This window comes from Pseudomonas sp. GM80, assembly GCF_000282515.1.
Lineage (GTDB): Bacteria > Pseudomonadota > Gammaproteobacteria > Pseudomonadales > Pseudomonadaceae > Aquipseudomonas.
The window spans coordinates 11797-38596 of record NZ_AKJD01000099.1 but is presented as its reverse complement, the minus strand read 5'-3'; the positions used below and the strand labels follow the sequence as shown (position 1 = coordinate 38596).

Sequence of the window (26800 nt, the reverse complement as noted above, 5' to 3'; positions counted from 1 at the left end):
GGGAAAGCCAGTCGACATCGGCGGTTACTACCACGCCAATGCCGAGCTGATCAGCAAGGCCATGCGCCCAAGCGCAACCCTCAACGCGGCGATTGCTGCGCTGGTTTAAGGTTGTAGCGCGGCAAACAAACCCCGGCCTAGTGCCGGGGTTTTTGTATCCGGGTTTTATGATCACCACAAAACCCTGTGGGAGCTGGCTTGCCAGCGATAGCGGTTTATCATCCAACATGGATGGTGACTGAACCACCGCTATCGCTGCGATGCGGCGTTCCGACAAGCCAGCTCCCACAGGGATTGGGGTTCAACCAAAAGATTGAGGAAGGTTTTATGGAATGGCTCCCCCACATCACCGTCGCCACCATCGTCGAGGACAACGGCCGTTTCCTGATGGTCGAAGAACACAAGGCCGGGCGTAACGTGCTCAACCAGCCCGCCGGCCATCTCGATCCGGACGAAACCCTGATCGAAGCCGCCGTGCGCGAAACCCTTGAAGAAACCGGCTGGGACGTCGAACCCACCGGCGTCATCGGCATTTACCTGTACACCGCCCCGAGCAACGGCGTGACCTACCAGCGCGTGTGTTTCAGCGCCAAAGCCGTCAAACATCACCCGGATTACCAATTGGACGACGGCATCGTCGGCGCCAAGTGGCTGACCCGCGACGAATTAATCGCCCAGCGCGACAACTGGCGCAGTGAGCTGATCATCCGCTGCATCGACGATTATCTGGCCGGCCATCACTTCGGCCTCGAACTGATCCGCCCTTCTCTTTAGCCTTGAGGCCGCGAGCCTGATAGAATCGCGTCCTTTTTCAAGACACTCATTGAATCCCTATGCGTGATCCAGCCCCTTCTGACACATCCAAGAAGCGCGTCATTGTCGGTATGTCCGGCGGCGTGGACTCTTCCGTTTCCGCTCTCCTGCTGATCGAGCAGGGTTACGAGGTGGAAGGCCTGTTCATGAAGAACTGGGAAGAAGACGACGGAACGGAATACTGCACCGCCATGGACGACCTGGCGGATGCCCAGGCTGTGTGTGACAAAATCGGCATCAAGCTGCACACCGCCAACTTCGCTGCGGAATACTGGGACAACGTGTTCGAGCACTTCCTGGCCGAATACAAGGCCGGACGCACGCCGAACCCGGACATCCTGTGTAACCGCGAGATCAAGTTCAAGGCGTTCCTCGACTACGCCATGATGCTCGGCGCCGACCTGATCGCCACTGGTCACTACGTGCGCCGTCGCGACATCGATGGCCGCACCGAACTGCTCAAAGGCCTCGATCCGAACAAGGATCAAAGCTACTTCCTGCACGCCGTTGGCGGCGAACAGATCGCCAAGACCTTGTTCCCGGTTGGCGAACTGGAAAAGCCGGAAGTCCGTGCAATTGCCGAGAAATACGAGCTGGCCACCGCCAAGAAGAAGGATTCCACCGGGATCTGCTTCATCGGCGAGCGGCGTTTCAGCGACTTCCTCAAGCAATACCTGCCGGCGCAACCGGGCGAAATAAAAACCACCGAAGGTGAAGTCATCGGCCGTCACCACGGTTTGATGTATCACACCATCGGTCAGCGTCAGGGCCTCGGCATCGGCGGTTTGAAAGACGCCGGCGATGAGCCGTGGTACGTGCTGCGCAAGGATCTCGACAGCAACGAGCTGATCGTCGGCCAGGGCAACAACCATCCGTGGCTGTTCTCCAGCGCCCTGCTCGCCTCGGAAATCTATTGGGTCAACCCGATCGACCTGAGCCAGCCGCTGCGCCTGACCGCCAAAGTACGTTATCGCCAGAGCGACCAGGCGTGCACCCTGGAAAAAACCGCCAGCGGCTACCGCGCCGTGTTCGACGAGCCGCAACGCGCGGTGACGCCGGGCCAGTCCGTGGTGTTCTATGACGGTGAAATCTGCCTCGGTGGCGGCGTGATCGAAGTCGCCGAGCCGTGGAGCGGCCAGGCATGAGCCCGACTCAGGAGCAACTGACGGCGCTCGGCGGCGTGTTTCTCGCCGCCGTGCTGGTCGACCGGATCGCCAAGAGCGGCCAGACCAGCGAAGCCGGCCTGACGTGCATGCTCGGCAGCCTGCTGGTGCGCGACCCGAAAGACACGCTGGACGTGTACGGCGGCGACGACCTCAATCTACGCGAGGGTTACCGAGCGCTGATCGGCGCCCTCGAACGCGACCCGAGCACGTTGCAGCGTGAGCCATTGCGTTACGCCCTGTCGATGCTCGGCCTGGAGCGGCAACTGGCCAAGCGTGACGATATGCTCGACACCATCGGCAAGCGCTTGCCGCAGATTCAGTCGCAGGTCGAACATTTCGGCCCGGCCCATGAAAACGTGATTGCCGCCTGCGGCGCGCTGTATCAGGACACCCTGAGTACCTTGCGCCAACGCATTCAGGTGCACGGCGACATGCGCAACCTGCAACAGCCGAGCAACGCTTCGAAGATTCGCGCCCTGCTGCTCGCCGGTATCCGTTCGGCGCGCTTGTGGCGACAGCTCGGCGGCCATCGCTGGCAGCTGGTGATCAGCCGGCGCAAGCTGCTCAAAGAGCTGTATCCGTTGATGCGCAGCGAGTAAACGCCGCGCAATAAAAGCTTTGTAGTCTGTAACGCGTAATACGCCGGTCAGTTGGCAACGGACCGGCGGATTTTTTCATGTATGATACGCGCCCCATTTCGTTGCCCGACTGTCCGAGAACACCCCATGCAGCTTTCTTCGCTCACTGCGGTTTCCCCTGTTGACGGCCGCTACGCCGGCAAAACCCAGGCCCTGCGCCCGATTTTCAGCGAGTACGGTCTGATCCGTGCCCGTGTTCTGGTTGAAGTGCGCTGGCTCCAGCGCCTGGCCGCCCACGCTGGCATCCCTGAAGTGCCGGCCTTCTCCGCCGAGGCCAACGCCGTTCTCAATGAACTGGCTGAAAACTTCTCGCTGGAGCACGCCGAGCGCGTCAAAGAGATCGAGCGCACCACCAACCACGACGTCAAAGCGATCGAATACTTGCTCAAAGAGCAAGCGGCCAAGCTGCCGGAGCTGGCCAAGGTCAGCGAGTTCATCCACTTTGCCTGCACCAGCGAAGACATCAACAACCTGTCCCACGCCCTGATGCTGCGCGAAGGCCGTGACGACGTGATGCTGCCGCTGATGCGCCAGACCGCCGAAGCCATCCGCGAACTGGCCATCCGTTTCGCCGACGTGCCAATGCTGTCGCGTACTCACGGCCAACCGGCTTCTCCAACCACTCTGGGTAAAGAGCTGGCGAACGTGGTTTACCGTCTCGAGCGCCAGATCGCTCAGGTTGCTGCCGTGCCGCTGTTGGGCAAGATCAACGGCGCTGTCGGCAACTACAACGCGCACCTGTCGGCCTACCCGCAGATCGACTGGGAAGCCAACGCCCGCGCCTTCATCGAAGACGAGCTGGGCCTGGGCTTCAACCCGTACACCACGCAGATCGAACCGCACGACTACATCGCCGAGCTGTTCGACGCGATCGCGCGCTTCAACACCATCCTGATCGACTTCGACCGTGACATCTGGGGCTACATCTCCCTGGGTTACTTCAAGCAGCGCACCATCGCTGGCGAAATCGGTTCGTCGACCATGCCGCACAAGGTCAACCCGATCGACTTCGAAAACTCCGAAGGCAACCTGGGTATCGCCAACGCACTGTTCCAGCACCTGGCGAGCAAACTGCCGATCTCCCGCTGGCAGCGCGACCTGACCGACTCCACCGTCCTGCGTAACCTCGGTGTCGGCTTCGCCCACAGCGTGATCGCGTACGAAGCCAGCCTCAAAGGCATCAGCAAACTTGAGCTGAACGCTCAGAAGATTGCCGCTGACCTCGACGCTTGCTGGGAAGTTCTGGCTGAGCCGATCCAGACCGTGATGCGCCGCTACAACATCGAAAACCCGTACGAGAAGCTGAAAGAACTGACCCGTGGCAAGGGCATCAGCCCTGAAGCCCTGCAGACTTTCATCGATGGTCTGGACATGCCTGCCGAAGCGAAAGCCGAGCTCAAGCAACTGACCCCGGCCAACTACATCGGCAACGCTGTAGCGCAAGCCAAACGCATCTGATCGACCGTTTGCCCCGCTTGAGACGCCCGGCCGCGCCGGGCGTTTTTATTCCCGTCTGAAAAGTGCTTTTTTTCAATAGGTTACATATGAATCCCGATATTCCTCTTCAACTTCTGGGCGGCATCACAGCACGCGAGTTCCTGCGCGACTACTGGCAGAAAAAGCCACTGCTGATCCGCCAGGCGATTCCTGATTTCGAAAGCCCGATCGACGCCGACGAACTGGCCGGCCTGGCCCTGGAAGAAGAAGTCGAATCGCGCCTGGTGATCGAGCACGGCGAGCGCCCTTGGGAACTGCGTCGCGGCCCGTTCGCTGAAGACGAGTTCAGCAAACTGCCGGAAAAAGAGTGGACCCTGCTGGTGCAAGCGGTTGACCAGTTCGTGCCGGAAGTCAGCGAGCTGCTGGAAAACTTCCGCTTCCTGCCGAGCTGGCGCGTCGACGACGTGATGATCAGCTTCGCCGCTCCGGGTGGCAGCGTTGGTCCGCATTTCGACAACTACGATGTGTTCCTGCTGCAAGGCCACGGCAAGCGCAACTGGAAAATCGGCCAGATGTGCGATTCCGAGAGCCCACTGCTGCAACACGCGGATCTGCGCATCCTCGCCGAATTCCACGAGACCGAAGAATGGGTACTGGAACCGGGCGACATGCTTTACCTGCCGCCGCGCCTGGCTCACTGCGGTGTCGCGGTCGACAATTGCATGACCTACTCGGTCGGCTTCCGCGCGCCGAGCGCCTCTGAAGTGCTGACCCACTTCACCGACTTCCTCAGCCAGTTCCTGACTGACGAAGAGCGCTACACCGACGCCGACGCGCAACCAGCCGCTGACCCGCATCAGATTCAACACGATGCGCTGGATCGCCTCAAAGCCCTGCTCGCTGAACACATGAGCGACGAGCGTCTGCTGCTGACCTGGTTCGGCCAGTACATGACCGAGCCGCGCTATCCAGAGCTGGTGGTTGGCCCGGAAGACGTCGAAGAAGAAGACTTCCTCAGCGCTCTGCAGGATGGCGCTGTATTGATCCGCAACCCGAGCGCGCGTCTGGCCTGGTCGGAAGTCGATGACGACCTGCTGCTGTTCGCCAGCGGCCAGAGCCGTTATCTGCCGGGCAAACTGCGTGAACTGCTGAAGCTGATCTGCGCCGCCGACGCCCTGCACGCCGATAACCTCGGCGAGTGGCTGAATGATGAAGACGGTCGCGGCCTGCTGTGCGAGCTGGTCAAGCAAGGCAGCCTGGGGTTCGCCGATGAATAAGATTCGCGTACGTGTCGCAGACTGGCAGAAGGACATCGCCGAGATCCGGCGCATTCGTGAAACGGTGTTCATTGCCGAGCAATCGGTGCCACCTGAGTTGGAATGGGACGCGGATGACGCGACCGCCGTGCATTTTCTGGCGTTTGAAGGCGACTTTCCGATTGGCACTGCGCGTCTGTTGCCTGATGGGCACATCGGCCGCGTTTCGGTGCTGAAAGACTGGCGCGGGATGAAGGTCGGAGATGCGCTGATGCAAGCGGTGATTGCTGAAGCGGAAGAACGCGGCCTGAAGCAGCAAATGCTCAGCGCGCAGGTGCAGGCCACGGCGTTCTATGAGCGCCTGGGCTTCAGCCTGGTCAGCGAGGAATTCCTCGAAGCCGGGATTCCGCATGTCGACATGCTTCGCCATTCGGCCTGAGCACTGCCCTGATCGTTCCCACGCTCGGCGTGGGAATGCCTCTCGGGACGCTCCGCGTCCCATGCGGCATTTGACGCAGAGCGTCACTGGCTGCATTACCACGCAGAGCGTGGGAACGATCATGCAAACCCTGTGGCGAGGGGATTTATCCCCGTTCGGCTGCGCAGCAGTCGCCAACCCGACAAACTCGGTCTACTTGATGCACCGCGTTTTCAGGATTTGGGGCTGCTTCGCAGCCCATCGGGGATAAATCCCCTCGCCACAAAAGCAGTTCTCGAAACGCCTCGGCATCCAACGATGCCGGGGCGTTTTGCTGTCCAGGATTCAACTTGCCCCACCCGAGGCCGACAAACTGGCAATATCAAGCCTTTCGAACGCGGAGATAACGGACATGTCCCTACGCACCCTGCTCACCACCCTGCTGCTCGGCTGCAGTTTTTCGGTGATGGCGGCCACAGAAATCGTGCCTCTCAATTACCGCACCAGCACAGACATGCTGCCGATGGCGCAAGACTTCCTTGGCAAGGACGGTCAGGTCAGCGCCTACGGCAATCAACTGATCATCAAGGCCGAGCCAGACAAGATTCAGGAACTCAAGGCACTGATCACCCAACTCGACACCGCCCCGAAACGCCTGCTGATCACCGTCGACACCAACGAAAACAATGGTCGGGGCGACGAGGGTTATTCGGTCAATGGCGCGCAGCCAAGTCAGACCCGCATCATCAGCCGCAGCACCACCAGCCGTAACGGCGGCGTGCAACAGGTGCAAGCCAGCGAAGGCATGCCGGCGCTGATCCAGGTAGGACAAAGCGTGCCGATCACCAGCAGCCAGAGTAATTCCTACGGCGATTACAGCAGCCAGACCCAATACCGCAACGTCACTCGAGGGTTTTACGTCACCGCCAGCGTCACCGGTGACAACGTTCACCTGGCAATCACTACCAACAATGACCGAATGAGCCAGGAACGTTCCGATGTAGTGAACGTACAAAGTACCGACACAACTGTCAGCGGACGCCTCGGTGAATGGATCACCCTCGCCGGCGTCAACAGCCAGACGCAGGCCGATAAACAGGGCTTGGCCCGCAGCTACTCGACTCAAGGCCGGGATGACATGACCTTGCGGGTCAAAGTCGACACGCTGGACTAAAGCACCGAAAACTGACTGATTAGTCGTATTAGACGAAAGATGTAGTGCTTGAAAAAAAGCACTACAAAACGTTTGACGAGGCAAAAAAGCGAAGGCATGATGGCCTCGCTCCCGCTAATCAGAGGCCCTGGCAAGGGCCTTCGAAGCGATGTTCGCACCTACCCCGCGAACCGCTTCGTGTCTGTACCGCCCACAAGGTGTGTTTGACGAGGTTGCCGACTGGAACGAAGTTGTCCCGAGGGACGGAAGCGTAATTAGGTAACCCGGCTCCACACTGTAGATCGTATAGAGGCCCACGACGCCCGAATGCGCCCGCAGTCCGCCACTACCTGCTCACTTCCCCTCGAGCCCATCGTTCATCCCGTCGCCTACCCCGCCGAATCCGACTTGACCACCTAAGCTTCTGGTCAGCGAGCGCAGGAATTTTCCACCGCAGAACAACTTTTCATAAAAGACGCGACGAGGTTTATCTCCATGGCACTGACACGCGAACAGCAAATTGCAGCCCTCGAAAAAGACTGGGCTGAAAACCCGCGCTGGAAAGGCGTGACACGCGCTTACTCCGCTGCTGACGTCGTCCGCCTGCGTGGCTCGGTTCAACCTGAGCACACTTTTGCAAAACTGGGCGCCGAGAAGCTGTGGAACCTGGTCACCCAGGGCGCCAAGCCGTCCTTCCGTCCTGAGAAAGATTTCGTCAACTGCATGGGCGCCCTGACCGGCGGCCAGGCTGTACAACAAGTCAAAGCCGGCATCCAGGCGATCTATCTGTCGGGCTGGCAGGTTGCTGCGGACAACAACTCCGCCGAATCGATGTACCCGGATCAGTCGCTGTACCCGGTGGATTCGGTGCCAACCGTGGTCAAGCGCATCAACAACTCGTTCCGTCGTGCTGACCAGATCCAGTGGAAAGCCGGCAAAGGCCCGGGCGACGAAGGCTACATCGACTACTTCGCGCCGATCGTGGCTGACGCTGAAGCCGGTTTCGGTGGCGTGCTGAACGCTTACGAGCTGATGAAAAGCATGATCGAAGCAGGCGCTGCCGGCGTTCACTTCGAAGACCAACTGGCTTCCGTGAAAAAATGCGGTCACATGGGCGGTAAAGTACTGGTTCCGACTCAGGAAGCCGTACAGAAGCTGACCGCTGCTCGTCTGGCTGCTGACGTTGCCGGTACCCCGACCATCATTCTGGCCCGCACCGACGCGAACGCCGCTGACCTGCTGACCTCCGATTGCGACCCGTACGACCAGCCGTTCGTGACTGGCGAGCGCACTCAGGAAGGTTTCTACAAGGTCCGTGCCGGCCTGGATCAAGCCATCGCTCGTGGTCTGGCTTACGCCCCGTACGCCGACCTGATCTGGTGCGAGACCGCCAAGCCGGATCTGGACGAGGCTCGTCGCTTCGCCGAAGCGATCAAAAAGGAATACCCGGACCAACTGCTGTCGTACAACTGCTCGCCTTCCTTCAACTGGAAGAAAAACCTGGACGACGCGACCATCGCCAAGTTCCAGCGCGAACTGTCCGCCATGGGTTACAAGCACCAGTTCATCACCCTGGCCGGCATTCACAACATGTGGCACAGCATGTTCAACCTGGCGCACGACTACGCCCGCAACGACATGACTGCTTACGTGAAACTGCAAGAGCAGGAATTCGCTGACGCCGCCAAGGGTTACACCTTCGTGGCTCACCAGCAGGAAGTGGGCACCGGCTACTTCGACGACATGACCACCGTGATTCAAGGTGGCTCGTCTTCGGTAACTGCACTGACCGGTTCGACTGAAGAAGAACAGTTCCACTGATCTCTTCCGCCTGAGCAAACGGCCTCTGCGGATCGGATAGAAAGCTAACCGCAGAGCCGAAAGACTGACGCCCCGACTGGTTCGGGGCGTTTTTTTGTCTGGGGTTTGGCGGCCGCGCATGCCTATTGCAGCCGATCTACCAACCCGCGTATGGCCGCCCGCAAGCCCCCCCCTGTAGGAGCTGCCGAAGGCTGCGATCTTTTGATTGTAAAAAAAAGCAGATCAAAAGATCGCAGCCTTCGGCAGCTCCTACAGGGTGTCACTTATCAGGGGACCCAAGCCAGATCACGCTGCAGTCGCAAAGCGCCCCCTTCTGCCAGCAAGCAAAAGACAAACGCCGCCAAACAAAAGACCCACCAGCCCATACAGACTCCAGCTCAACTGGAACCCGATCCCGGCGATCAAAGAGGCGCCGATCCCCACAGACACCATCCTCGCCAACGCCAGCACCACAGGTATAAGCGAGAACAGGCTGGCCTGGGTTTGCAGGGTGGTTTTCTGCGCGATCAACGCGGTGATGTAGGTCACGCCAAGAATCTCACCCAGCGTCCAGAAGAACACGAACGAAAGAATCAGCGCGGTCTGTTCGAAAAAGGCATAGGCGCCGAATCCGATGCCGTAAAAAACCGCCGCCAGGGACAGATTGGTCAGCGCCCCGAAACGTGACGTCAAGGCAATCAGCGGCTGCGTCACCACGACCACCAGCAACGCATTGACGATACCAACCGCACCGAACAGGCCTGTGGCCTTGCCCGCCGTCACCTCATCAAGCCATAGCGGCAATTGATATTCACGTTGCGCATCCAGCACCGACAACGCAAAGAACATGGCGCCCGCAACGATGACGATCCTGGGTACATCGACCAACGCACCCATCGAGGTTTTTCTGGCTTCAGTCGCAGCGCCCTGACGTTCCGGCAGCGCAAGAAAGACACTGGCCAACAGGCACAGAACACTGGCGCCCATCGCAAACAGCACCAGATAGTGACTGTCGAGGCCGAGCAAGTAGCCACCCATCACGAACAGCAGCGCTCCCCCCAGATTAGTGGCCAGGTGCAGATAGCCAAAAGAGGCGATGCGATTGCTGTCGTTCGCCGCCAGGGACGTGAGGACACTGAATACCGGCGTGATCAGGCCCGCACACAGCATGAACAGCAGCACCATCGCAATGGAACTGACCGATGAACTGAGCACGGCAGCGAGCAACAAAAACAGTGACGAACAGGACGAGGTACAGATTAAAAGTGTCCGGAAGTTGAAACGACCGATCAGCGCCCCGCCCAACAGATTGCCCAGCAGATAAAACGCCGACATCAGTGTGATCACCAAGGCCACTGCAGAGCTGTCGAGCTGGTAATGCCGATGAAAAAACAAGGCAGCAAAAGGCCCCAACGCATTGGCCATGACGAACAGCAATCTGAGCAAAACAATGTTACGCATTCCTGCCATCAGGCGATTCCCTTTCAGCCATGTCGTCATTTGAAATTAACCTTTACGTGTTGCGGTGTTCGCAACGCAGGCCTTTGGGCAATGTGCTGCTCGATGTTCACTTCGCTCAGGCAAGCCGCACTGCCGCTGCCACGCAATACCGTCGTCAGGAATGTTTTCAGATCCGACGCCGAGGGAACGGCCACGCGCAGCACATCGCGCAACAGACCGAAACTGTGCGGGTATTGCGAACAGTCGCTTACGCGGATATTGGCCTGAGCAAAAGCGCTGGCCAGACGACCATCGTGCTCATCCTGCAGCAGCAAAAAGTTCGTATCGCTCTCATAGACGACGATCGCGTTGGCCCGACAGACGTCGATAATTTCACGTTTGATCTGCGCGAGATGATCGTGCGCTTGCTGCAAGGCTTGCTGATTCTGCAAACAGAACAGCGCCGCTTTCACCGCCACATGGTTCACATCCCAAGGGCCGCGCACTTTCATCAGCTCACGGATTGATTCCGGGCGCGTGACCACATACCCCAGGCGCAAACCGGCAAGTCCGAAGTACTTGGAAAATGAACGAATCACAAACAACTGCCTGACTGCGCTGAACGTATCCAGACACGACTGTTGCAAATACTCGAAGTAGCATTCGTCGACGATCATCGGTTTGTCTTGCCTGACACAAGATTCGACAAACACTCGCAATTGCTCTGGGTCGATGCGTACTCCCAGTGGATTGTTGGGGTTGCACAGGATCAACCCCTGACTGGTGTGCAAGGACTGGAGCACCGCCTCGGTGGGCAACACGAATTTGCCGGCCTGTTTTTCAAACCCCGCGATCACCGGCACCACGCCGTTGACGTCGAGCATCTGGTAATAGAAGGAAAAAACCGGAGAAGGCACCACCACCCGATCCCCTGGCGAAAACAGTAACCGAATCACCAGATCGATGGCCTGATCCGCGCCATTGGTCAGCAGCAGACTGTCGGTGGAGACCTTGCAGTACTGCGCGAGCTGGTTGAGGAGCGGGCGGTAATTGGGATAGGCAAACAGATCCTGAGGCTTCAATTCGTTGGCAATGAACCCTGCCAGAAACCGATGTAAAAACTGGTTTTCATTCAAATCCAGCAGCACCGATGAAAGATCGCGCTCTGGCGCCTTCCATGAACCGGAGCATGAGATGTGGGGGTGAAACTTCATTTGCGCATCCCTCCGTAGATCACTTGTTCGCCCAGCGCGTACATCTGCCGGACCTCCTCGTGGCTGGCGTACACCACCGACTTTCCCGTGGCGGCCGATAAACAATGACTGGTAATCAACCGGCTGATTTCGGCCGTGAATGCCACGGCGCGATGAAACGCCTCCGACAGGTCGCGGCCAAAACAGGTAATGCCATGGCTGGGCATGACGATGCAGTTGGTGTCGCTGGCACAGCGGCCAATCGCACTGATATCCAGCTCGACATTGATGCCCGCGTCGAGGATGCTCGGCGGCTTGCCCATGACCAGGGCCGTGTCGTTCGACACGTACGCCATCTCACGCCATTGCATGACAGCGAAGAAGGCAATGACGTCGTTGGGATGAAGGTGCACCGTCGCATTGACGTCGGCGCGACAACGCATGATTTCCCGGTGCATCTGGTGCCCCTGACTGGGGCGCAAACGTCCGTGCAAAAGGCCATCGGATTGCATGTCCAGCACCGACAGATGTTCAAGCCCGCACTCTTCCAGAGAGATGCCGCGGTGCTTGGTGTAGATCACCTCGCGTTGCCAGTACGCACAGCGGCTGCGTACAGCGATATTGCCCAACGTGTTGACCAGCAGTTGTCGCGCCGCCAGACGCTGACCGTATTGGACAATGCTGTTGCCGATCGCCAGGTCGAACCAGGCCGGCAACCCGGCTCGGGACGGTTCAAACCCCGCACGTTTCAATTCAGGCATAGCCGTTTGCCTCCCGCGATACGCAATCGGGATTGACCACCGTGTCGACTGTTTGCCCCTGTAACAGCGCCAGCAGCGTTTGCAGGGCATTGGCTTTGAGTTGGGCCAACGAGCGCTCGCTGTAGAAAGCGGCATGCGGCGTCAATAACACCCGCTCATGCTCGATCAAGGCTTTGGGAGGTGCCGGCTCTTCCTGCACGACATCCAGCAGTGCCATGGACACAACCCCGGCCTGCAAGGCCCGCAGCAACGCATCGGTGTCGACGATGCCGCCTCGCGCGGTATTGACCAGGGTCGCGCCGTGCTTCATCCGTGAAAATGCCGCGTCGTTCATAAGATGTGCGGTGGCCGGGGTAAGCGGCAGATGCAGCGACAGCACATCGGCGGTAGCGAGCAAAGCATCCAGCGTCAGGCCCGTGGCAATGTCTTCGGCACAACGCTCGACCCCGGGATCGTAAAAGCAGATCCGGTAACCGAGCGCCGCCGCCCTGCGGGCCAATGCTCGTCCTGTTGCGCCGTAACCCACAACACCCAGAACCGTGTCGGCACAGGCTTTCACTTCGCCGCTATGGGCTCGCCAGCTCCAGCCGCCCTGGCGGGTGTGCCGGGCGTAGTCGCACAGCTTGCGCTGGGCCAAGAGGATCAACGCCAAGGCATGCTCGGCAACTTCCTCCACCCCTACAGAACCGATGTTGGCGCACACAATGCCTTGCGCGCTCAACGCCTCGACATCCACATCATCAAGGCCGATCGTTGCCTTCACCAAAGCGCGGCAACGCGGCATTCTGGCGATCAGCGGCGCGTCGATGACCACCGAATGAAAGGCAATGATGCCGTCGGCTTTGGCCAGTTGCTCATCTGAAGGGGCGGTGGTCACCTCGAGGCGATAGCGCTGATGCTGCGCTTCCCGGACATACTCCCCAGCGTCGACATAATTCACTCGCTGCGAATCGATCATCAGAATATTCATGGGCATCCTTTTCCTTCCCGAGTCGTTGGCACTGCTGATTCAAAACGTTGCGCCCGGCGATTTTCAGGCACGGAGGTAGTCGCACTGTTGGCCGATATGCCCCGCCACCGCCGCGTCATAGATGCAGGCGGCAACCACCATGTCCTGGCTGGCATGGCCAACGCTGCGAAAGTAACTGAGACCTTGTTTGCGGGTGACCGGCGAAGGCTGCTCGACCACCAGGGCGCTGATCTCGCGGATGTCCTTGCGCTCAATCACCGACCACGCCAAGGCCTGGGCGATTTCGCCCGACTCGTGGCATGCGGCGTCGAGATGATCGACATGCACCTGAGCACTGCCCAGCAATCGAGGATCGATCTCGCATGCTTGCGGTGTGCTGCCGCCGATGGCATTGATATGGGCATCGGGTTTGAGCTGATGCGCCCCGATCAACGGCTGCGGACTGTCGTGGGAGGTTGTCGTGCAGACAATGTCCGCGTCAGCCAACGCATCTTCCATGCGTTCGACAGCCTCGACCGGCTGCGCAAGCTCAATGGACAGACGTTCGGCCAACGCGACACTGCGGGCCATTGAGCGGGAAAATATCCTGACCTGCCCCAACTCCCTGACAGCGGCCATCGCCTTGATATGCGCCGCCGCTTGAGCCCCGGCTCCGATCACCGCCAGATTGAGCCGCGTCTGCAGGCAGAGTTTGTCCGTCACCAACGCACTCATGGCACTGGTACGAATCGCCGTCAGGGCGGAACTGTCGAGCATCGCCAATAACCGGCCGCTGTCGATGTCGATCAGCAAAACCGCGCCATTGATCGTCGAGAGCCCCTGCTCGGCGTTGCCGGGATGAAACGACGACACCTTGATGCCCAGGGTCTGGCTCGCAGGCAAAAAGGCCGGCATGAACAACGAAAATGCCTTTTGTCGCTCGTGCAGGATGATCGAACGTGGCGGAACCACGGGGGCGGCGAGTGAAAAGCCGCGATGAGCTTTTTCGAGTACGCGCACAAGCGTCGGCAACTCGACACAACGCCTGATGTCTTCACGATTAAGCAGCAGCATGGCTTGTCCTTTTCCATCAAAGCTTTTTGAAGGTCCCGGCCATTCCCTGACCGGCAGCGTTTGCACGCTGACTCAAACCGGCGTCTAGCCGACGGGGTAGTCCTGGGAAAACCCCTGCTTTGGCACCAGAAAGGTGCGCAGGTAGGTGATGACCGGAGTGGCGTCCTGCTTGCGACCGATCACCTTGATGGTGACGATGCCCTGGCCCGGACGTGATCGGGATTCACGCTTGAAGACCACCTCGCTCTCGGCATACAGGGTGTCGCCGACGTACACCGGACTGGGCAGGCGTATTTCGTCCCAGCCCAGGTTGGCGATGGCCCGGGCGCTCATTGTCGAGACCGTCATGCCGCTGATGATCGACAAGGTCACCGAGCTGTTCACCAGCAGCTTTTCGAACTCGGTGCGCTGTGCGTAAGCCACATCGATATGCGCCGGATGGTTATTCATGTTCATCAGTGACTGCCAGATGTTATCCAGCTCAGTCACCGTGCGACCGGGGCGATGCTCGAACACGTCCCCGACCACAAATTCTTCGTAATGCAGCCCATAAGACTCACGGTATCGGTTGGCAGCGATCCGTTCATGGGCCGGAATCATCGGTTCCATGCTGTTCTCCTTATAGACCCAGTTCCTGGGCGCGCTGGATGACTTTGCGGGCTTGCTTGACGAAGGGCGGCCCGACCATCAGGTGCTTCAGCCGGGTGATTTTTTCACCACTGTCTTGCGCCGCCTGCACAACGGCCAAGGCATGTTCGTACTCGGCGATCGAAGGGGTGAACGCCTCATTGATGATGGATATCTGCCTTGGGTGAATCGAGGTCTTGCCACTGAATCCCAACGCCCGGGTGTCCTGGCATTCCTTGAGTAACCCGGCGTCGTCATCGAGGTTGAAGTAAGCGGTGTCGAACGCGGGAATCCCCGCTGCGCTGGCGGCGGCAACGATGCTTGTACGGGCGTGGAGGATATTGTTCCAGCCGCCAATCGGCACACCAAGGCTGGCCGCGTAGTCGGCAGAACCGAAAATCAGTCCGTCAGCGCTGGATGCAATGGCGTAAATATCCCGCAGGCAGGCCGGTGTTTCGACGGTGACGAGGATTTTCGGGCTGCCTCCCTGCCCCCCTAAATTGGCGCGTACGACGTCTACTTCGGCTGCGGCTTCAGCCATGGCGAGGACGATGTATTCGGGGCGCTGTTCGAGGGATTGCACCAGCAACAGATCAAGCAACCCTTGGTTATCACGCAGCGGGTTGATGCGCAGCGCCGTACGCTGCGCTGTAGGGGATCGATAGAACTGCTCGACACATAAGCGGGCTTCGGCTTTTTTGGCGAGGGGAACACCGTCTTCCAGATCAATCACCATGACATCCGTCAGGGCACTCTTGGCGTATTGCTCCGGGTGCAAGGCAGAGCAATACAACAGGCTTCGTGGTATCGGATGAGTCATCACCACCTCTCAATGCTCGGCAGGCTTCAGGTGCAAGCGGGCTACTTCAATCTCTGCTCTGACGGCGAAGCAAAAACTCCGTACGTCCTCTTCCGACATATCGGCACGCAGCATCACGCGCAAACCGGACTTGTTTCTGGCCACAATCGGAAAGAACACCGCCGAGGTGTAATAGCCTCGTTTGAACACACCTTCGGAAACGCTGATCGCCATGTCCGGGCTGTCCAATGGAATAACCCGAATCGGCAGCCCTGACCCCGCGTGCTCTGTATTGATTAAACTGTCGAATAGACGAATATTGGAATTCAGCTTCTCCTGCAAGACGCCAAGTTCAGGACTCTTATGAATATCCAGCGACGCCATGGCCGCACCGATAGCAGCCGGATTTATATATTGAGAATAAGACATCGGCCCACCAAAGCGACGAAAGACACTTTGATAGTCGGCCTTCTCCGACATGAATATGCCGCCACCATTGGCACCGAATGCCTTGGCCAATGAATACACCAGCAGGGTACGAGGATTCAACTCGGGTATATACGTACGAATATAACCTTCACCCTGTTCGCCATAGGCACTTAATGAGTGAGAGTCATCGAAATAGAGAAACAGCCCATATTTATCCTGCAACGCCAACAACCGCTCGATAGGCGCACTGCCTCCCATGCTATAGGCACCGTCAGCAACATAGGCGACCAGCGGGTACCGCTTGCACATATCCTCAATAAAATCGACATCGTTGTGATTGCAGGTCACCACCTGCGTTTCATCACCACAAATGGCCTTGACCTGATTCAGGGCAAAATGGGCATGTTTGTCAAAGATCACTACGGGGCGCTGCCCCTGAGTAAACATACCAGCGGCCAGGAGCGGCAACGAGGCCACGATCCCCGCACTGCAGGACGTCGCCGTAAAGGCTCGACAGTTGAAGTGCGCGGACAAGGCATCCTCAAGCTCATCGAGTTCTCGCAACCTTATCCTGATACGCGAGGTGGGCAGGTTCACCGTACCGCTATTGAGCACATAATCGGCGGCGCGGCGCGCCAGACGCGGATCGACCTCAAGACCCAAATATGAACAAGAGCACATGTTCATGAAGGCATGGCCGTTCTGGTCCTGCATACGCCCCAGCTGAGTATGCTTGACACTCAAATCGGTCAACCCCGATTGTTGTGCAAAGGCCCATGACGGATTTCCAATATCGACGGATCGGGCGGTATTAATGTACTTGTTTCGCTGCTCTGACATACACGACCTCAATATAAGTCCATATAACCGGAACAATGACCAGCAGGCAATTAAGTAGCGTCAATGAAAATACTGCGCACCAACAAACATTCAACATCCAACATCCAACATCCAACATCTCTACACCATCAAAGCTTAATTGATTACAGCCCACCTCAGCGTCACAGTCAGCGCTTTTGTAGGCATTCAAGAAAACCCCTTCAATGATTAACGAATGATCTGTAGGAACACTCTTAAAGATCATATGCACAGGCCAGATCACATTAACGGTTCCAGGTTCTAGCCGTGCGCCACCTACAACTTCCCGGCACACGCCCCACAGCCTTGTATTGCGCAGAGTAATTAATGAATGGAAGATTGAGCGGTAAACCAGCGCTTATCACGGGCGCGGCCTCAGACATCGGGAGATGCGATAGCCGAAGGCGCCGATATGGTCATCGATGGAGGTCTGCGAACTCAGCTTTACGGTGGCTATGCGTGGGGCTACTTCGAGAGCGCCGGGGTTTAAAGATCAAAGAGGCAACTGACCGGGCCATCAGTTTCCAACTGAGCCCCCGCTCACTGAAGCTCTCAATTCCTTCCCGCAAAACCTTATCGACCCCGTCGTCGACAACACACAGCGCCGAGCCCTGTTGATGCTGCATCAAGTGATCATACTGAGTGGTCAATCGAATCCTGTTGGCCAGCGTCTGCCGCACCAGCGAACTCGCCGCGAATACCCTGTAGGAGCTGCCGCAGGCTGCGATCTTTGGATCGTAAAAAAAGCAGATCAACAGATCGCAGCCTGCGGCAGCTCCTACGGGGTGTCATTTATCCAAGGTAGCTCGATGGGATGTGTTCGGCGTTCCGGTTGATGTCCGAAACCGATGGTGGCTGGTCTGGCGCTTTCGCGAGCAAGCTTTGCTCCTGCGGGGTCAAGGGCAGCCTTTGGGTGAAACATTGATCCAGAGCGGGTCGGGCGTAGGAAAAATCGGGTAAAACGGGCGCCATCGCTACTTGCAGTAACGTGCAAGTAAGACAACTTCCCAACACCTCACCCGATAAACAGTTGAAAAACCGCTCCAAACAATATTGATTATCATTTAGCAGTAACTATGTTCGTTACATTTCAAACAAAACATATTTCCCGGAAAACCGGCTAATGCCCGCAACGCATGGGCTGGCGGGGCTTGGAGGTGCGCTATGTCCTTATTCCAATAAATAATTTCGCTATAGGAATTTTACTTGCCGGGTGTTTAGCCATAAAATCAGCGCGATTGATTGCTGCGACATATCGTCACTGCCTATTTCTTTATCAAGCTCAGAGACCTTTGCTCTCTGTTAAGGATTACCAGCATGCCCGAAGCGACAGGACTCATGGCCCACAACTGGGGCTTTGCCATTTTCCTTCTGGGTGTCGTCGGCCTGTGTGCCTTCATGCTTGGCGTCTCCAGCCTCCTTGGGTCAAAAGCCTGGGGCCGCAGCAAAAACGAACCGTTCGAGTCGGGCATGCTACCTACCGGTGGCGCCCGCTTGCGGCTCTCAGCCAAATTCTATCTGGTCGCGATGCTCTTCGTGATCTTCGATATCGAAGCCCTCTTTCTCTTTGCATGGTCTGTGTCCGTCCGCGAAAGCGGCTGGACCGGATTCGTCGAAGCTCTCGTTTTCATAGCAATTCTGTTGGCAGGTCTTGTCTACCTGTTCCGAGTGGGCGCCCTTGACTGGGCTCCGGAAGCTCGTCGCAAGCGGCAGGCGAAGCTGAAACAATGAGGCTTTGGCAATGCAATACAATCTCACCAGGATCGACCCCGATGCTCCTAACGAGCAGTATCCGATTGGCGAACGGGAAACCGTTTCCGATCCGTTAGAAGATCAAGTTCACAAAAACATTTTCATGGGCAAGCTGGAAGACGTGCTGAGTGGCGCGGTCAACTGGGGACGTAAGAACTCCCTGTGGCCGTACAACTTTGGCTTGTCGTGCTGCTACGTGGAAATGACCACCGCCTTCACGGCGCCCCACGACATCGCGCGCTTTGGCGCCGAGGTTATCCGGGCATCGCCGCGTCAGGCCGACTTCATGGTTATCGCCGGTACCTGCTTCATCAAGATGGCGCCGATCATCCAGCGTCTCTACGAGCAGATGCTTGAGCCGAAGTGGGTGATCTCCATGGGTTCGTGCGCTAACTCCGGTGGCATGTACGACATCTACTCTGTGGTTCAAGGGGTGGACAAGTTCCTGCCCGTGGACGTCTACGTACCTGGCTGCCCTCCTCGTCCGGAAGCATTTCTGCAAGGCTTGATGCTGTTGCAGGAATCGATTGGACAGGAGCGTCGTCCGCTTTCCTGGGTCGTTGGCGATCAAGGCGTTTATCGCGCCGACATGCCTTCGCAAAAGGAACAGCGCCGCGAACAGCGAATCGCAGTTACTAACCTGCGCAGCCCTGACGAAGTCTGATCCAGATCTGTTCTGACAAAGAAACGAGAAGCTGGCTTCATTCTTTACGTTGACCGAAAGCGAAAAAATAACCATGACTACAGGCAGCGCTCTGTACATCCCGCCTTATAAGGCAGACGACCAGGATGTGGTCGTTGAATTGAACAACCGTTTTGGCGCCGAAGCGTTCACCGCTCAGTCGACCCGCACCGGCATGCCGGTGCTGTGGGTGGCGCGCGCCAAACTCGTCGAAGTCCTGACCTTCCTGCGCAACCTGCCCAAGCCGTACGTCATGCTCTATGACCTGCACGGCGTGGACGAGCGTCTGCGCACCAAGCGTCAAGGGCTGCCGAGCGACGCTGAATTCACCGTGTTCTATCACCTCATGTCGCTGGAGCGTAATAGTGACGTGATGATCAAGGTCGCCTTGTCCGAGAGCGACCTCAGCTTGCCGACCGTTACCGGTATCTGGCCGAACGCCAACTGGTACGAGCGTGAAGTCTGGGACATGTTCGGCATCGACTTCAAAGGTCACCCGCACCTGTCGCGCATCATGATGCCGCCGACCTGGGAAGGTCACCCGCTGCGCAAGGACTTCCCGGCGCGTGCTACCGAATTCGATCCGTTCAGCCTCAACCTCGCCAAGCAACAGCTTGAGGAAGAAGCCGCGCGTTTCCGCCCTGAAGACTGGGGCATGAAGCGTTCCGGGACGAACGAGGACTACATGTTCCTCAACCTCGGCCCGAACCACCCTTCGGCGCACGGTGCGTTCCGCATCATTCTGCAGCTGGACGGTGAAGAAATCGTCGACTGCGTGCCGGATGTCGGTTACCACCACCGTGGTGCCGAGAAGATGGCCGAGCGTCAGTCGTGGCACAGTTTCATCCCGTACACCGACCGTATCGATTACCTCGGCGGCGTGATGAACAACCTGCCGTACGTGCTCTCGGTCGAGAAGCTGGCCGGCATCAAGGTGCCTGAGAAGGTCGACGTCATCCGCATCATGATGGCCGAGTTCTTCCGGATCACCAGCCACCTGCTGTTCCTCGGGACATACATCCAGGACGTCGGCGCCATGACTCCGGTGTTCTTCACTTTCACCGACCGCCAGAAGGCGTACACGGTGATTGAAGCGATTACCGGTTTCCGTCTGCACCCGGCCTGGTACCGCATCGGCGGTGTTGCCCACGACCTGCCGCGCGGCTGGGACAAACTGGTGAAAGACTTCGTTGAATGGCTGCCAAAACGCCTCGACGAATACACCAAGGCTGCCCTGCAGAACAGCATCCTCAAGGGCCGTACCATCGGCGTCGCTGCCTACAACACCAAAGAAGCCCTGGAATGGGGCGTCACCGGTGCCGGCCTGCGTTCGACCGGTTGCGACTTTGACCTGCGTAAAGCGCGTCCATACTCCGGCTACGAGAACTTCGAGTTCGAAGTGCCGCTGGCTGCCAATGGCGATGCCTACGACCGCTGCATGGTGCGCGTTGAAGAGATGCGCCAGAGCATCAAGATCATCGACCAGTGCATGCGCAACATGCCGGAAGGCCCGTACAAGGCGGATCACCCGCTGACCACGCCGCCGCCGAAAGAGCGCACGCTGCAGCACATCGAAACCTTGATCACGCACTTCCTGCAAGTTTCGTGGGGCCCGGTGATGCCGGCCAACGAATCCTTCCAGATGATCGAAGCGACCAAGGGCATCAACAGTTATTACCTGACGAGCGACGGCGGCACCATGAGCTACCGTACCCGGATCCGCACTCCGAGCTTCCCGCATCTGCAACAGATCCCTTCGGTGATCAAAGGCAGCATGGTCGCGGACTTGATTGCGTACCTGGGTAGTATCGACTTCGTTATGGCCGACGTGGACCGCTAAGCATGAACAGCACGCTTATCCAGACAGACCGTTTCACCCTCAGTGAAACCGAGCGCTCGGCCATCGAGCACGAGCTGCATCACTACGAAGACCCGCGCGCGGCGTCGATCGAAGCCCTGAAGATCGTTCAGAAAGAACGCGGCTGGGTGCCGGATGGCGCCTTGTACGCGATCGGCGAGATCCTCGGCATCCCGGCCAGCGACGTTGAAGGTGTGGCGACGTTCTATAGCCAGATTTTCCGTCAGCCGGTTGGCCGTCACATCATTCGCGTCTGCGACAGCATGGTCTGCTACATCGGCGGCCACGAGTCGGTGGTCAGCGAAATCCAGAACAATCTGGGCATCGGCCTGGGGCAGACCACCACCGACGGTCGTTTCACCCTGCTGCCTGTCTGCTGCCTCGGCAACTGCGACAAGGCACCGGCGCTGATGATCGACGACGACACCTTTGGTGATGTGCAGCCTGCTGGCGTCGCCAAACTGCTCGAGGGCTACGTATGACCCTGACATCTTTCGGTCCTGCCAACCGCATTCAGCGTTCGGCCGAGACTCACCCGCTGACCTGGCGTCTGCGTGACGACGGCGAAGCCGTGTGGCTCGACGAGTACCAGGCCAAGAACGGTTATGCCGCTGCGCGCAAAGCCTTCGCCGACATGGATCAGGACGCCATCGTCCAGACCGTGAAAGACGCAGGCTTGAAAGGTCGCGGCGGTGCCGGCTTCCCCACGGGTGTGAAGTGGGGCCTGATGCCCAAGGACGAATCCATCAACATCCGCTACCTGCTGTGCAACGCGGATGAAATGGAGCCGAACACCTGGAAAGACCGCATGCTGATGGAGCAACTGCCCCATCTGCTGATCGAAGGCATGCTGATCAGTGCTCGCGCGCTGAAAACCTACCGTGGCTACATCTTCCTGCGTGGCGAATACACCACCGCCGCCAAGCACCTCAACCGTGCCGTGGAAGAAGCCAAGGCAGCGGGCCTGCTGGGTAAAAACATTCTCGGCAGCGGCTTCGATTTCGAGCTGTTCGTCCACACCGGCGCCGGGCGTTACATCTGCGGTGAAGAAACCGCACTGATCAACTCCCTCGAAGGCCGTCGCGCCAACCCGCGCTCCAAGCCGCCCTTCCCTGCCGCCGTCGGCGTGTGGGGCAAGCCGACTTGCGTGAACAACGTTGAGACCCTGTGCAACGTGCCGGCGATCATTGCCGACGGCGTTGACTGGTACAAATCGTTGGCCCGCGAAGGCAGCGAAGACATGGGCACCAAGCTCATGGGCTTCTCCGGCAAAGTCAAAAACCCGGGCCTGTGGGAGCTGCCATTCGGCGTCACCGGTCGCGAGTTGTTCGAAGACTACGCCGGCGGCATGCGCGACGGCTTCAAACTCAAGGCCTGGCAGCCAGGCGGCGCCGGTACCGGTTTCCTCCTGCCTGAGCACCTCGACGCACAAATGTACGCCGGCGGCATCGCCAAAGTGGGCACCCGTATGGGTACCGGCCTGGCCATGGCGGTGGATGACAGCGTCAACATGGTCTCCTTGCTGCGCAACATGGAGCAGTTCTTCGCTCGCGAGTCGTGCGGTTTCTGCACCCCGTGCCGTGATGGTTTGCCATGGAGCGTCAAGCTCTTGATGGCCATCGAAGAAGGCCGCGGTCAGCCAGGCGACATCGAGACCCTGCTGGGTCTGGTCAACTTCCTCGGCCCGGGCAAGACCTTCTGTGCTCACGCACCGGGTGCCGTGGAACCGTTGGGCAGTGCCATCAAATACTTCCGTCCAGAGTTCGAAGCCGGTATCGCGCCAGTCAGCGCCGCCGTCCCGCCTCTGGCAAGGCCGATCGTAATCGGCGCGTAAACGCTTAATAAGGTGAAGGGCCTGGGCCTTTCACCTCCTGCGATGACGCCTTTCGAGGCTGGTTTGATTCGCACGGATAACAAGATTCCATTAGCCACGCCCGCTGACACCGGGCCAACGAAGACCTTTGAACCATGGCCACTATCCACGTAGACGGCAAAGCGCTCGAAGTCGACGGGGCAGACAACCTGTTACAGGCATGTCTGTCGCTGGGCCTCGACATTCCATATTTCTGCTGGCACCCCGCGCTTGGTAGCGTCGGGGCTTGCCGCCAGTGCGCGGTCAAGCAGTACACCGACGAGAACGACACCCGTGGTCGCATCGTCATGTCCTGCATGACGCCTGCCACCGACAACACCTGGATCTCCATCGAAGATGAAGAATCCAAGGCGTTCCGCGCCAGTGTTGTTGAATGGCTGATGACCAACCACCCGCACGACTGCCCTGTGTGCGAAGAAGGCGGTCATTGCCACCTGCAAGACATGACAGTGATGACCGGCCACAACGAGCGCCGTTATCGCTTCACCAAACGCACCCACCAGAACCAGCAACTGGGCCCGTTCATTTCCCACGAAATGAACCGCTGCATCGCTTGCTACCGCTGTGTGCGTTTCTATAAGGATTACGCTGGCGGCACCGACCTCGGTGTGTTCGGCGCCCACGACAACGTGTACTTCGGTCGCGTTGAAGACGGCACCCTCGAAAGCGAGTTCTCCGGCAACCTCACCGAGGTCTGCCCGACCGGTGTGTTCACCGACAAGACTCACTCCGAGCGCTACAACCGTAAGTGGGACATGCAGTTCTCGCCGAGCATCTGCCATGGCTGCTCGAGCGGTTGCAACATCTCCCCGGGCGAGCGTTACGGTGAACTGCGTCGCATCGAAAACCGTTTCAACGGTTCGGTGAACCAGTACTTCCTGTGCGACCGTGGCCGTTTCGGTTATGGCTACGTCAACCGCACCGACCGTCCACGTCAGCCGCTGCTGGCCGACGGCACCAAGCTCGGTCTGGACGCTGCGCTGGATAAAGCCGCTGACCTGCTGCGCGGTCGCAACATTGTCGGTATCGGTTCGCCGCGTGCCAGCCTCGAAAGCAACTACGCGTTGCGCGAACTGGTTGGCGCCGAGCACTTCTACTCGGGTATCGAAGCGTCCGAGCTGGAACGCATCCGTCTGGTCTTGCAGGTGCTGAACGACAGTCCGCTGCCTGTGCCGAACATGCGCGACATCGAAGACCACGATGCGATCTTCGTCCTCGGTGAAGACCTGACCCAGACCGCCGCCCGTGTGGCGCTGTCGCTGCGTCAATCGGTCAAAGGCAAAGCTGAAGACATGGCCGAAGCCATGCGCGTTCAGCCTTGGCTCGACGCTGCGGTGAAGAACATCGGCCAGCACGCGCTGAACCCGCTGTTCATCGCCAGCCTGGCGGAAACCAAGCTCGACGACATCGCTGAAGAATGCGTACACGCAGCTCCGGACGATCTGGCGCGCATCGGTTTCGCCGTTGCCCACGCACTGGACGCCAGCGCCCCGGCCGTTGAAGGTCTGGACGCCGAAGCACTGGAACTGGCTCAGCGCATTGCCGACGCCCTGCTCGCGGCCAAACGTCCGCTGATCATCGCCGGTACTTCGCTGGGCTCCAAAGCCCTGATCGAAGCCGCCGCGAACATCGCCAAAGCACTGAAACTGCGCGAGAAGAACGGTTCGATCAGCTTGATCGTGCCGGAAGCCAACAGCCTCGGTCTGGCCATGCTCGGTGGCGAATCGGTGGACGCTGCGCTGCAAGCCGTCATCGACGGCAAGGCTGACGCGATCGTTGTGCTGGAAAACGATCTGTTCACCCGCACCGCCAAAGACAAGGTCGATGCCGCACTGAACGCTGCGAAAGTGGTGATCGTTGCTGATCATCAGAAGACCGCGACCACCGACCGCGCGCACCTGGTTCTGCCAGCCGCAAGCTTCGCTGAAGGCGACGGTACGCTGGTCAGCCAGGAAGGTCGCGCCCAGCGCTTCTTCCAGGTTTTCGATCCGCAATATCTGGACGCGAGCATTCTGGTTCACGAAGGCTGGCGCTGGCTGCACGCCCTGCGCGCGACCCTGCTGAACCAGCCGATCGACTGGACGCAACTCGACCACGTCACCGCTGCCGTTGCTTCGAGCACCGCGCAACTGGCGCGTATCGTCGACGCTGCACCGTCGGCGGCGTTCCGCATCAAGGGTCTGAAACTGGCGCGTGAGCCGCTGCGTTACTCCGGTCGCACCGCGATGCGCGCCGACATCAGCGTTCACGAACCGCGCACCCCGCAAGACAAAGACACCGCGTTCGCCTTCTCCATGGAAGGTTACTCGGGTTCGGTTGAACCGCGTCAGCAGGTTCCTTTCGCCTGGTCTCCGGGCTGGAACTCGCCACAAGCGTGGAACAAGTTCCAGGACGAAGTCGGTGGTCATATCCGCGCTGGCGACCCGGGCACCCGCCTGATCGAAAGCACTGGCGACTCGCTGAACTGGTTCGCGGCAGCACCGCGTGCGTTCAGCCCGGCAGCGGGCACCTGGCAAGCCGTGCCGTTCTTCCACCTGTTCGGCAGCGAAGAAAACTCTTCGAAAGCCGCGCCGGTTCAAGAGCGCATTCCGGCCGCTTACGTGGCACTGGCGAAATCCGAAGCGGATCGTCTGGGCGTCAACGAAGGTGCATTGCTGAGCCTGAACGTGGCCGGTCAGACCCTGCGTCTGCCGCTGCGCATCAATGAAGAACTGGGCGCAGGTCTGGTGGCATTGCCTGCGGGCATCGCCGGCATTCCACCGGCATTCGCCGGCGTATCCGTCGACGGTCTGCAGGAGGCAGCGCAATGACCTGGTTCACCCCTGAAGTGATCGATGTGATCCTGACGGTCATCAAAGCCATCGTCATTCTGTTGGCCGTGGTGGTCGCGGGTGCGTTGCTCAGCTTTGTCGAACGTCGCCTGCTGGGCTGGTGGCAGGACCGTTACGGTCCGAACCGCGTTGGCCCGTTTGGTATGTTCCAGATCGCCGCCGACATGCTGAAGATGTTCTTCAAGGAAGACTGGACCCCGCCGTTTGCCGACAAAGTGATCTTCACTTTGGCACCGGTGGTGGCCATGTCCGCCTTGCTGATCGCGTTTGCGATCATCCCGATCACCCCGACCTGGGGCGTCGCGGATCTGAACATCGGCTTGCTGTTCTTCTTCGCCATGGCCGGTCTGTCGGTCTACGCGGTGTTGTTCGCCGGCTGGTCGAGTAACAACAAGTTCGCCCTGCTCGGCGCCCTGCGTGCTTCGGCACAGACCGTGTCCTACGAAGTGTTCATGGGCCTGGCCCTGATGGGCATCGTGGTCCAGGTCGGCTCGTTCAACATGCGCGACATCGTCGAGTACCAGGCGCAGAACCTGTGGTTCATCATTCCGCAGTTCTTCGGCTTCTGTACCTTCTTCATCGCTGGCGTCGCCGTGACTCACCGTCACCCGTTCGACCAGCCGGAAGCGGAGCAGGAACTGGCCGACGGTTACCACATTGAATACGCCGGTATGAAATGGGGCATGTTCTTCGTTGGTGAATACATCGGCATCATCTTGATCTCGGCGCTGCTGGTCACCCTGTTCTTCGGTGGCTGGCACGGTCCGTTCGGCATCTTGCCGCAACTGTCCTTCCTCTGGTTCGCACTGAAGACCGCGTTCTTCATCATGCTGTTCATCCTGCTGCGCGCGTCTATCCCGCGTCCGCGTTATGACCAGGTGATGGATTTCAGCTGGAAATTCTGCTTGCCACTGACCCTGATCAATTTGCTGGTGACCGCTGCGGTCGTGTTGTGGAACACGCCTGCAGTCGCGGTTCAGTGAGGATTTGACC

The 26800-nt window shown here is 58.9% G+C and carries 24 protein-coding genes; 16 read left to right on the top strand and 8 right to left on the bottom strand.

Features of this window, described 5'->3' with window-relative positions; translation table 11 throughout:
* The 9 genes from PMI37_RS32540 to aceA form a co-directional block, all read left to right on the top strand.
* Nucleotides 1-109: NADP-dependent isocitrate dehydrogenase (locus PMI37_RS32540; protein ID WP_008082891.1), on the top strand; the 109-nt coding region annotated here is incomplete at its 5' end.
* A 218-nt stretch (nt 110-327) separates the two neighbouring features.
* Nucleotides 328-774 (top strand): NUDIX hydrolase, encoded by a 447-nt coding sequence (locus PMI37_RS16830; RefSeq protein WP_008082889.1) that lies wholly within the window; start codon nt 328-330, stop codon nt 772-774.
* Nucleotides 775-833: 59 nt separating this feature from the next.
* Nucleotides 834-1958 carry a tRNA 2-thiouridine(34) synthase MnmA gene (gene mnmA / locus PMI37_RS16825; RefSeq protein ID WP_007920201.1) on the top strand — a complete coding sequence of 375 codons (1125 nt, stop codon included), beginning with the start codon at nt 834-836 and terminating at the stop codon, nt 1956-1958.
* Nucleotides 1955-2578: a high frequency lysogenization protein HflD gene (hflD, locus tag PMI37_RS16820; protein WP_008082887.1), complete on the top strand. Its 624-nt coding sequence runs from the start codon at nt 1955-1957 to the stop codon at nt 2576-2578. The genes mnmA and hflD overlap by 4 nt, the downstream gene beginning before the upstream one ends.
* A gap of 126 nt (nt 2579-2704) precedes the next feature.
* Entirely contained in the window at nt 2705-4075 is a 1371-nt protein-coding gene (gene purB / locus PMI37_RS16815) for an adenylosuccinate lyase (protein WP_008082884.1), read from the top strand.
* 86 nt (nt 4076-4161) lie between these two features.
* Complete coding sequence (locus tag PMI37_RS16810) at nt 4162-5331, top strand: ribosomal protein uL16 3-hydroxylase (RefSeq protein ID WP_008082882.1); 1170 nt, start codon at nt 4162-4164, stop codon at nt 5329-5331.
* Complete coding sequence (locus tag PMI37_RS16805) at nt 5324-5749, top strand: GNAT family N-acetyltransferase (protein ID WP_008082881.1); 426 nt, start codon at nt 5324-5326, stop codon at nt 5747-5749. The genes PMI37_RS16810 and PMI37_RS16805 overlap by 8 nt, the downstream gene beginning before the upstream one ends.
* 391 nt (nt 5750-6140) lie before the next feature.
* Nucleotides 6141-6902 (top strand): secretin N-terminal domain-containing protein, encoded by a 762-nt coding sequence (locus tag PMI37_RS16800; RefSeq protein ID WP_008082880.1) that lies wholly within the window; start codon nt 6141-6143, stop codon nt 6900-6902.
* Nucleotides 6903-7376: 474 nt separating this feature from the next.
* On the top strand, nt 7377-8702 hold the full coding sequence (aceA, locus tag PMI37_RS16795) for an isocitrate lyase (RefSeq protein ID WP_008032724.1): 1326 nt from the start codon (nt 7377-7379) through the stop codon (nt 8700-8702).
* 285 nt (nt 8703-8987) lie between these two features.
* On the opposite strand, the gene PMI37_RS16790 is transcribed toward aceA, so the two are convergent.
* From PMI37_RS16790 to PMI37_RS16755, 8 genes are all read right to left on the bottom strand, one after another.
* Nucleotides 8988-10151, bottom strand: coding sequence for an MFS transporter (locus PMI37_RS16790; protein ID WP_238552713.1), 1164 nt, complete (start codon nt 10149-10151; stop codon nt 8988-8990).
* Nucleotides 10152-10177: 26 nt separating this feature from the next.
* Nucleotides 10178-11335 carry a pyridoxal phosphate-dependent aminotransferase gene (locus PMI37_RS30945; protein WP_008082872.1) on the bottom strand — a complete coding sequence of 386 codons (1158 nt, stop codon included), beginning with the start codon at nt 11333-11335 and terminating at the stop codon, nt 10178-10180.
* On the bottom strand, nt 11332-12075 hold the full coding sequence (locus PMI37_RS16780; protein WP_008082871.1) for a class II aldolase/adducin family protein: 744 nt from the start codon (nt 12073-12075) through the stop codon (nt 11332-11334). The genes PMI37_RS30945 and PMI37_RS16780 overlap by 4 nt, the downstream gene beginning before the upstream one ends.
* A complete protein-coding gene (locus PMI37_RS16775) occupies nt 12068-13045 on the bottom strand; it encodes an NAD(P)-dependent oxidoreductase (protein ID WP_008082868.1) in 978 nt (325 codons plus the stop codon). The genes PMI37_RS16780 and PMI37_RS16775 overlap by 8 nt, the downstream gene beginning before the upstream one ends.
* Nucleotides 13046-13108: 63 nt before the next feature.
* On the bottom strand, nt 13109-14098 hold the full coding sequence (locus tag PMI37_RS16770; RefSeq protein ID WP_008082866.1) for an ornithine cyclodeaminase family protein: 990 nt from the start codon (nt 14096-14098) through the stop codon (nt 13109-13111).
* An 84-nt stretch (nt 14099-14182) separates the two neighbouring features.
* A complete protein-coding gene (locus tag PMI37_RS16765) occupies nt 14183-14707 on the bottom strand; it encodes a MaoC family dehydratase (RefSeq protein WP_008082865.1) in 525 nt (174 codons plus the stop codon).
* Between the two features lie 10 nt (nt 14708-14717).
* Nucleotides 14718-15545: an HpcH/HpaI aldolase/citrate lyase family protein gene (locus PMI37_RS16760; protein WP_008082863.1), complete on the bottom strand. Its 828-nt coding sequence runs from the start codon at nt 15543-15545 to the stop codon at nt 14718-14720.
* A gap of 9 nt (nt 15546-15554) precedes the next feature.
* A complete protein-coding gene (locus PMI37_RS16755; protein WP_008082861.1) occupies nt 15555-16793 on the bottom strand; it encodes an aminotransferase class I/II-fold pyridoxal phosphate-dependent enzyme in 1239 nt (412 codons plus the stop codon).
* 1335 nt (nt 16794-18128) lie between these two features.
* On the opposite strand from PMI37_RS16755, the gene PMI37_RS16745 reads away from it, so the two are divergent.
* The 7 genes from PMI37_RS16745 to nuoH all read left to right on the top strand — a co-directional run bounded on the left by PMI37_RS16745 (nt 18129) and on the right by nuoH (nt 26790).
* A complete protein-coding gene (locus tag PMI37_RS16745) occupies nt 18129-18542 on the top strand; it encodes an NADH-quinone oxidoreductase subunit A (RefSeq protein WP_003223812.1) in 414 nt (137 codons plus the stop codon).
* Nucleotides 18543-18552: 10 nt separating this feature from the next.
* The gene (locus tag PMI37_RS16740; RefSeq protein ID WP_003223809.1) at nt 18553-19227 is read left to right on the top strand and encodes a NuoB/complex I 20 kDa subunit family protein; all 675 of its coding nucleotides are present in this window, start codon (nt 18553-18555) and stop codon (nt 19225-19227) included.
* Between the two features lie 73 nt (nt 19228-19300).
* Nucleotides 19301-21085 (top strand): NADH-quinone oxidoreductase subunit C/D, encoded by a 1785-nt coding sequence (gene nuoC, locus PMI37_RS16735; protein WP_008082858.1) that lies wholly within the window; start codon nt 19301-19303, stop codon nt 21083-21085.
* A gap of 2 nt (nt 21086-21087) precedes the next feature.
* On the top strand, nt 21088-21585 hold the full coding sequence (gene nuoE, locus PMI37_RS16730; RefSeq protein WP_007920186.1) for an NADH-quinone oxidoreductase subunit NuoE: 498 nt from the start codon (nt 21088-21090) through the stop codon (nt 21583-21585).
* Nucleotides 21582-22937 carry an NADH-quinone oxidoreductase subunit NuoF gene (gene nuoF / locus PMI37_RS16725; RefSeq protein WP_008082856.1) on the top strand — a complete coding sequence of 452 codons (1356 nt, stop codon included), beginning with the start codon at nt 21582-21584 and terminating at the stop codon, nt 22935-22937. Before nuoE ends, nuoF begins: the two co-directional genes overlap by 4 nt.
* Nucleotides 22938-23071: 134 nt before the next feature.
* Nucleotides 23072-25786, top strand: coding sequence for an NADH-quinone oxidoreductase subunit NuoG (gene nuoG, locus PMI37_RS16720; protein WP_008082854.1), 2715 nt, complete (start codon nt 23072-23074; stop codon nt 25784-25786).
* Nucleotides 25783-26790, top strand: a complete 1008-nt coding sequence (gene nuoH / locus PMI37_RS16715) for an NADH-quinone oxidoreductase subunit NuoH (RefSeq protein ID WP_008082852.1) — start codon at nt 25783-25785, stop codon at nt 26788-26790. Before nuoG ends, nuoH begins: the two co-directional genes overlap by 4 nt.
* Nucleotides 26791-26800 lie beyond the last annotated feature (10 nt).

What these genes read in the sequence shown, in the direction of transcription:
- PMI37_RS16775 (WP_008082868.1), bottom strand. Translation starts at nt 13,045, where the DNA reads ATGAATATTCTGATGATCGATTCGCAGCGAGTGAATTATGTCGACGCT.
- nuoG (WP_008082854.1), top strand. Translation starts at nt 23,072, where the DNA reads ATGGCCACTATCCACGTAGACGGCAAAGCGCTCGAAGTCGACGGGGCA.
- PMI37_RS30945 (WP_008082872.1), bottom strand. Translation starts at nt 11,335, where the DNA reads ATGAAGTTTCACCCCCACATCTCATGCTCCGGTTCATGGAAGGCGCCA.
- mnmA (WP_007920201.1), top strand. Translation starts at nt 834, where the DNA reads ATGCGTGATCCAGCCCCTTCTGACACATCCAAGAAGCGCGTCATTGTC.
- PMI37_RS16745 (WP_003223812.1), top strand. Translation starts at nt 18,129, where the DNA reads ATGCCCGAAGCGACAGGACTCATGGCCCACAACTGGGGCTTTGCCATT.
- PMI37_RS16800 (WP_008082880.1), top strand. Translation starts at nt 6,141, where the DNA reads ATGTCCCTACGCACCCTGCTCACCACCCTGCTGCTCGGCTGCAGTTTT.
- nuoH (WP_008082852.1), top strand. Translation starts at nt 25,783, where the DNA reads ATGACCTGGTTCACCCCTGAAGTGATCGATGTGATCCTGACGGTCATC.
- PMI37_RS16740 (WP_003223809.1), top strand. Translation starts at nt 18,553, where the DNA reads ATGCAATACAATCTCACCAGGATCGACCCCGATGCTCCTAACGAGCAG.
- aceA (WP_008032724.1), top strand. Translation starts at nt 7,377, where the DNA reads ATGGCACTGACACGCGAACAGCAAATTGCAGCCCTCGAAAAAGACTGG.
- PMI37_RS16805 (WP_008082881.1), top strand. Translation starts at nt 5,324, where the DNA reads ATGAATAAGATTCGCGTACGTGTCGCAGACTGGCAGAAGGACATCGCC.
- PMI37_RS16810 (WP_008082882.1), top strand. Translation starts at nt 4,162, where the DNA reads ATGAATCCCGATATTCCTCTTCAACTTCTGGGCGGCATCACAGCACGC.
- PMI37_RS16830 (WP_008082889.1), top strand. Translation starts at nt 328, where the DNA reads ATGGAATGGCTCCCCCACATCACCGTCGCCACCATCGTCGAGGACAAC.
- PMI37_RS16790 (WP_238552713.1), bottom strand. Translation starts at nt 10,151, where the DNA reads ATGGCAGGAATGCGTAACATTGTTTTGCTCAGATTGCTGTTCGTCATG.
- hflD (WP_008082887.1), top strand. Translation starts at nt 1,955, where the DNA reads ATGAGCCCGACTCAGGAGCAACTGACGGCGCTCGGCGGCGTGTTTCTC.
- nuoC (WP_008082858.1), top strand. Translation starts at nt 19,301, where the DNA reads ATGACTACAGGCAGCGCTCTGTACATCCCGCCTTATAAGGCAGACGAC.
- PMI37_RS16760 (WP_008082863.1), bottom strand. Translation starts at nt 15,545, where the DNA reads ATGACTCATCCGATACCACGAAGCCTGTTGTATTGCTCTGCCTTGCAC.
- PMI37_RS16755 (WP_008082861.1), bottom strand. Translation starts at nt 16,793, where the DNA reads ATGTCAGAGCAGCGAAACAAGTACATTAATACCGCCCGATCCGTCGAT.
- PMI37_RS16765 (WP_008082865.1), bottom strand. Translation starts at nt 14,707, where the DNA reads ATGGAACCGATGATTCCGGCCCATGAACGGATCGCTGCCAACCGATAC.
- PMI37_RS16770 (WP_008082866.1), bottom strand. Translation starts at nt 14,098, where the DNA reads ATGCTGCTGCTTAATCGTGAAGACATCAGGCGTTGTGTCGAGTTGCCG.
- nuoE (WP_007920186.1), top strand. Translation starts at nt 21,088, where the DNA reads ATGAACAGCACGCTTATCCAGACAGACCGTTTCACCCTCAGTGAAACC.
- PMI37_RS16780 (WP_008082871.1), bottom strand. Translation starts at nt 12,075, where the DNA reads ATGCCTGAATTGAAACGTGCGGGGTTTGAACCGTCCCGAGCCGGGTTG.
- purB (WP_008082884.1), top strand. Translation starts at nt 2,705, where the DNA reads ATGCAGCTTTCTTCGCTCACTGCGGTTTCCCCTGTTGACGGCCGCTAC.
- nuoF (WP_008082856.1), top strand. Translation starts at nt 21,582, where the DNA reads ATGACCCTGACATCTTTCGGTCCTGCCAACCGCATTCAGCGTTCGGCC.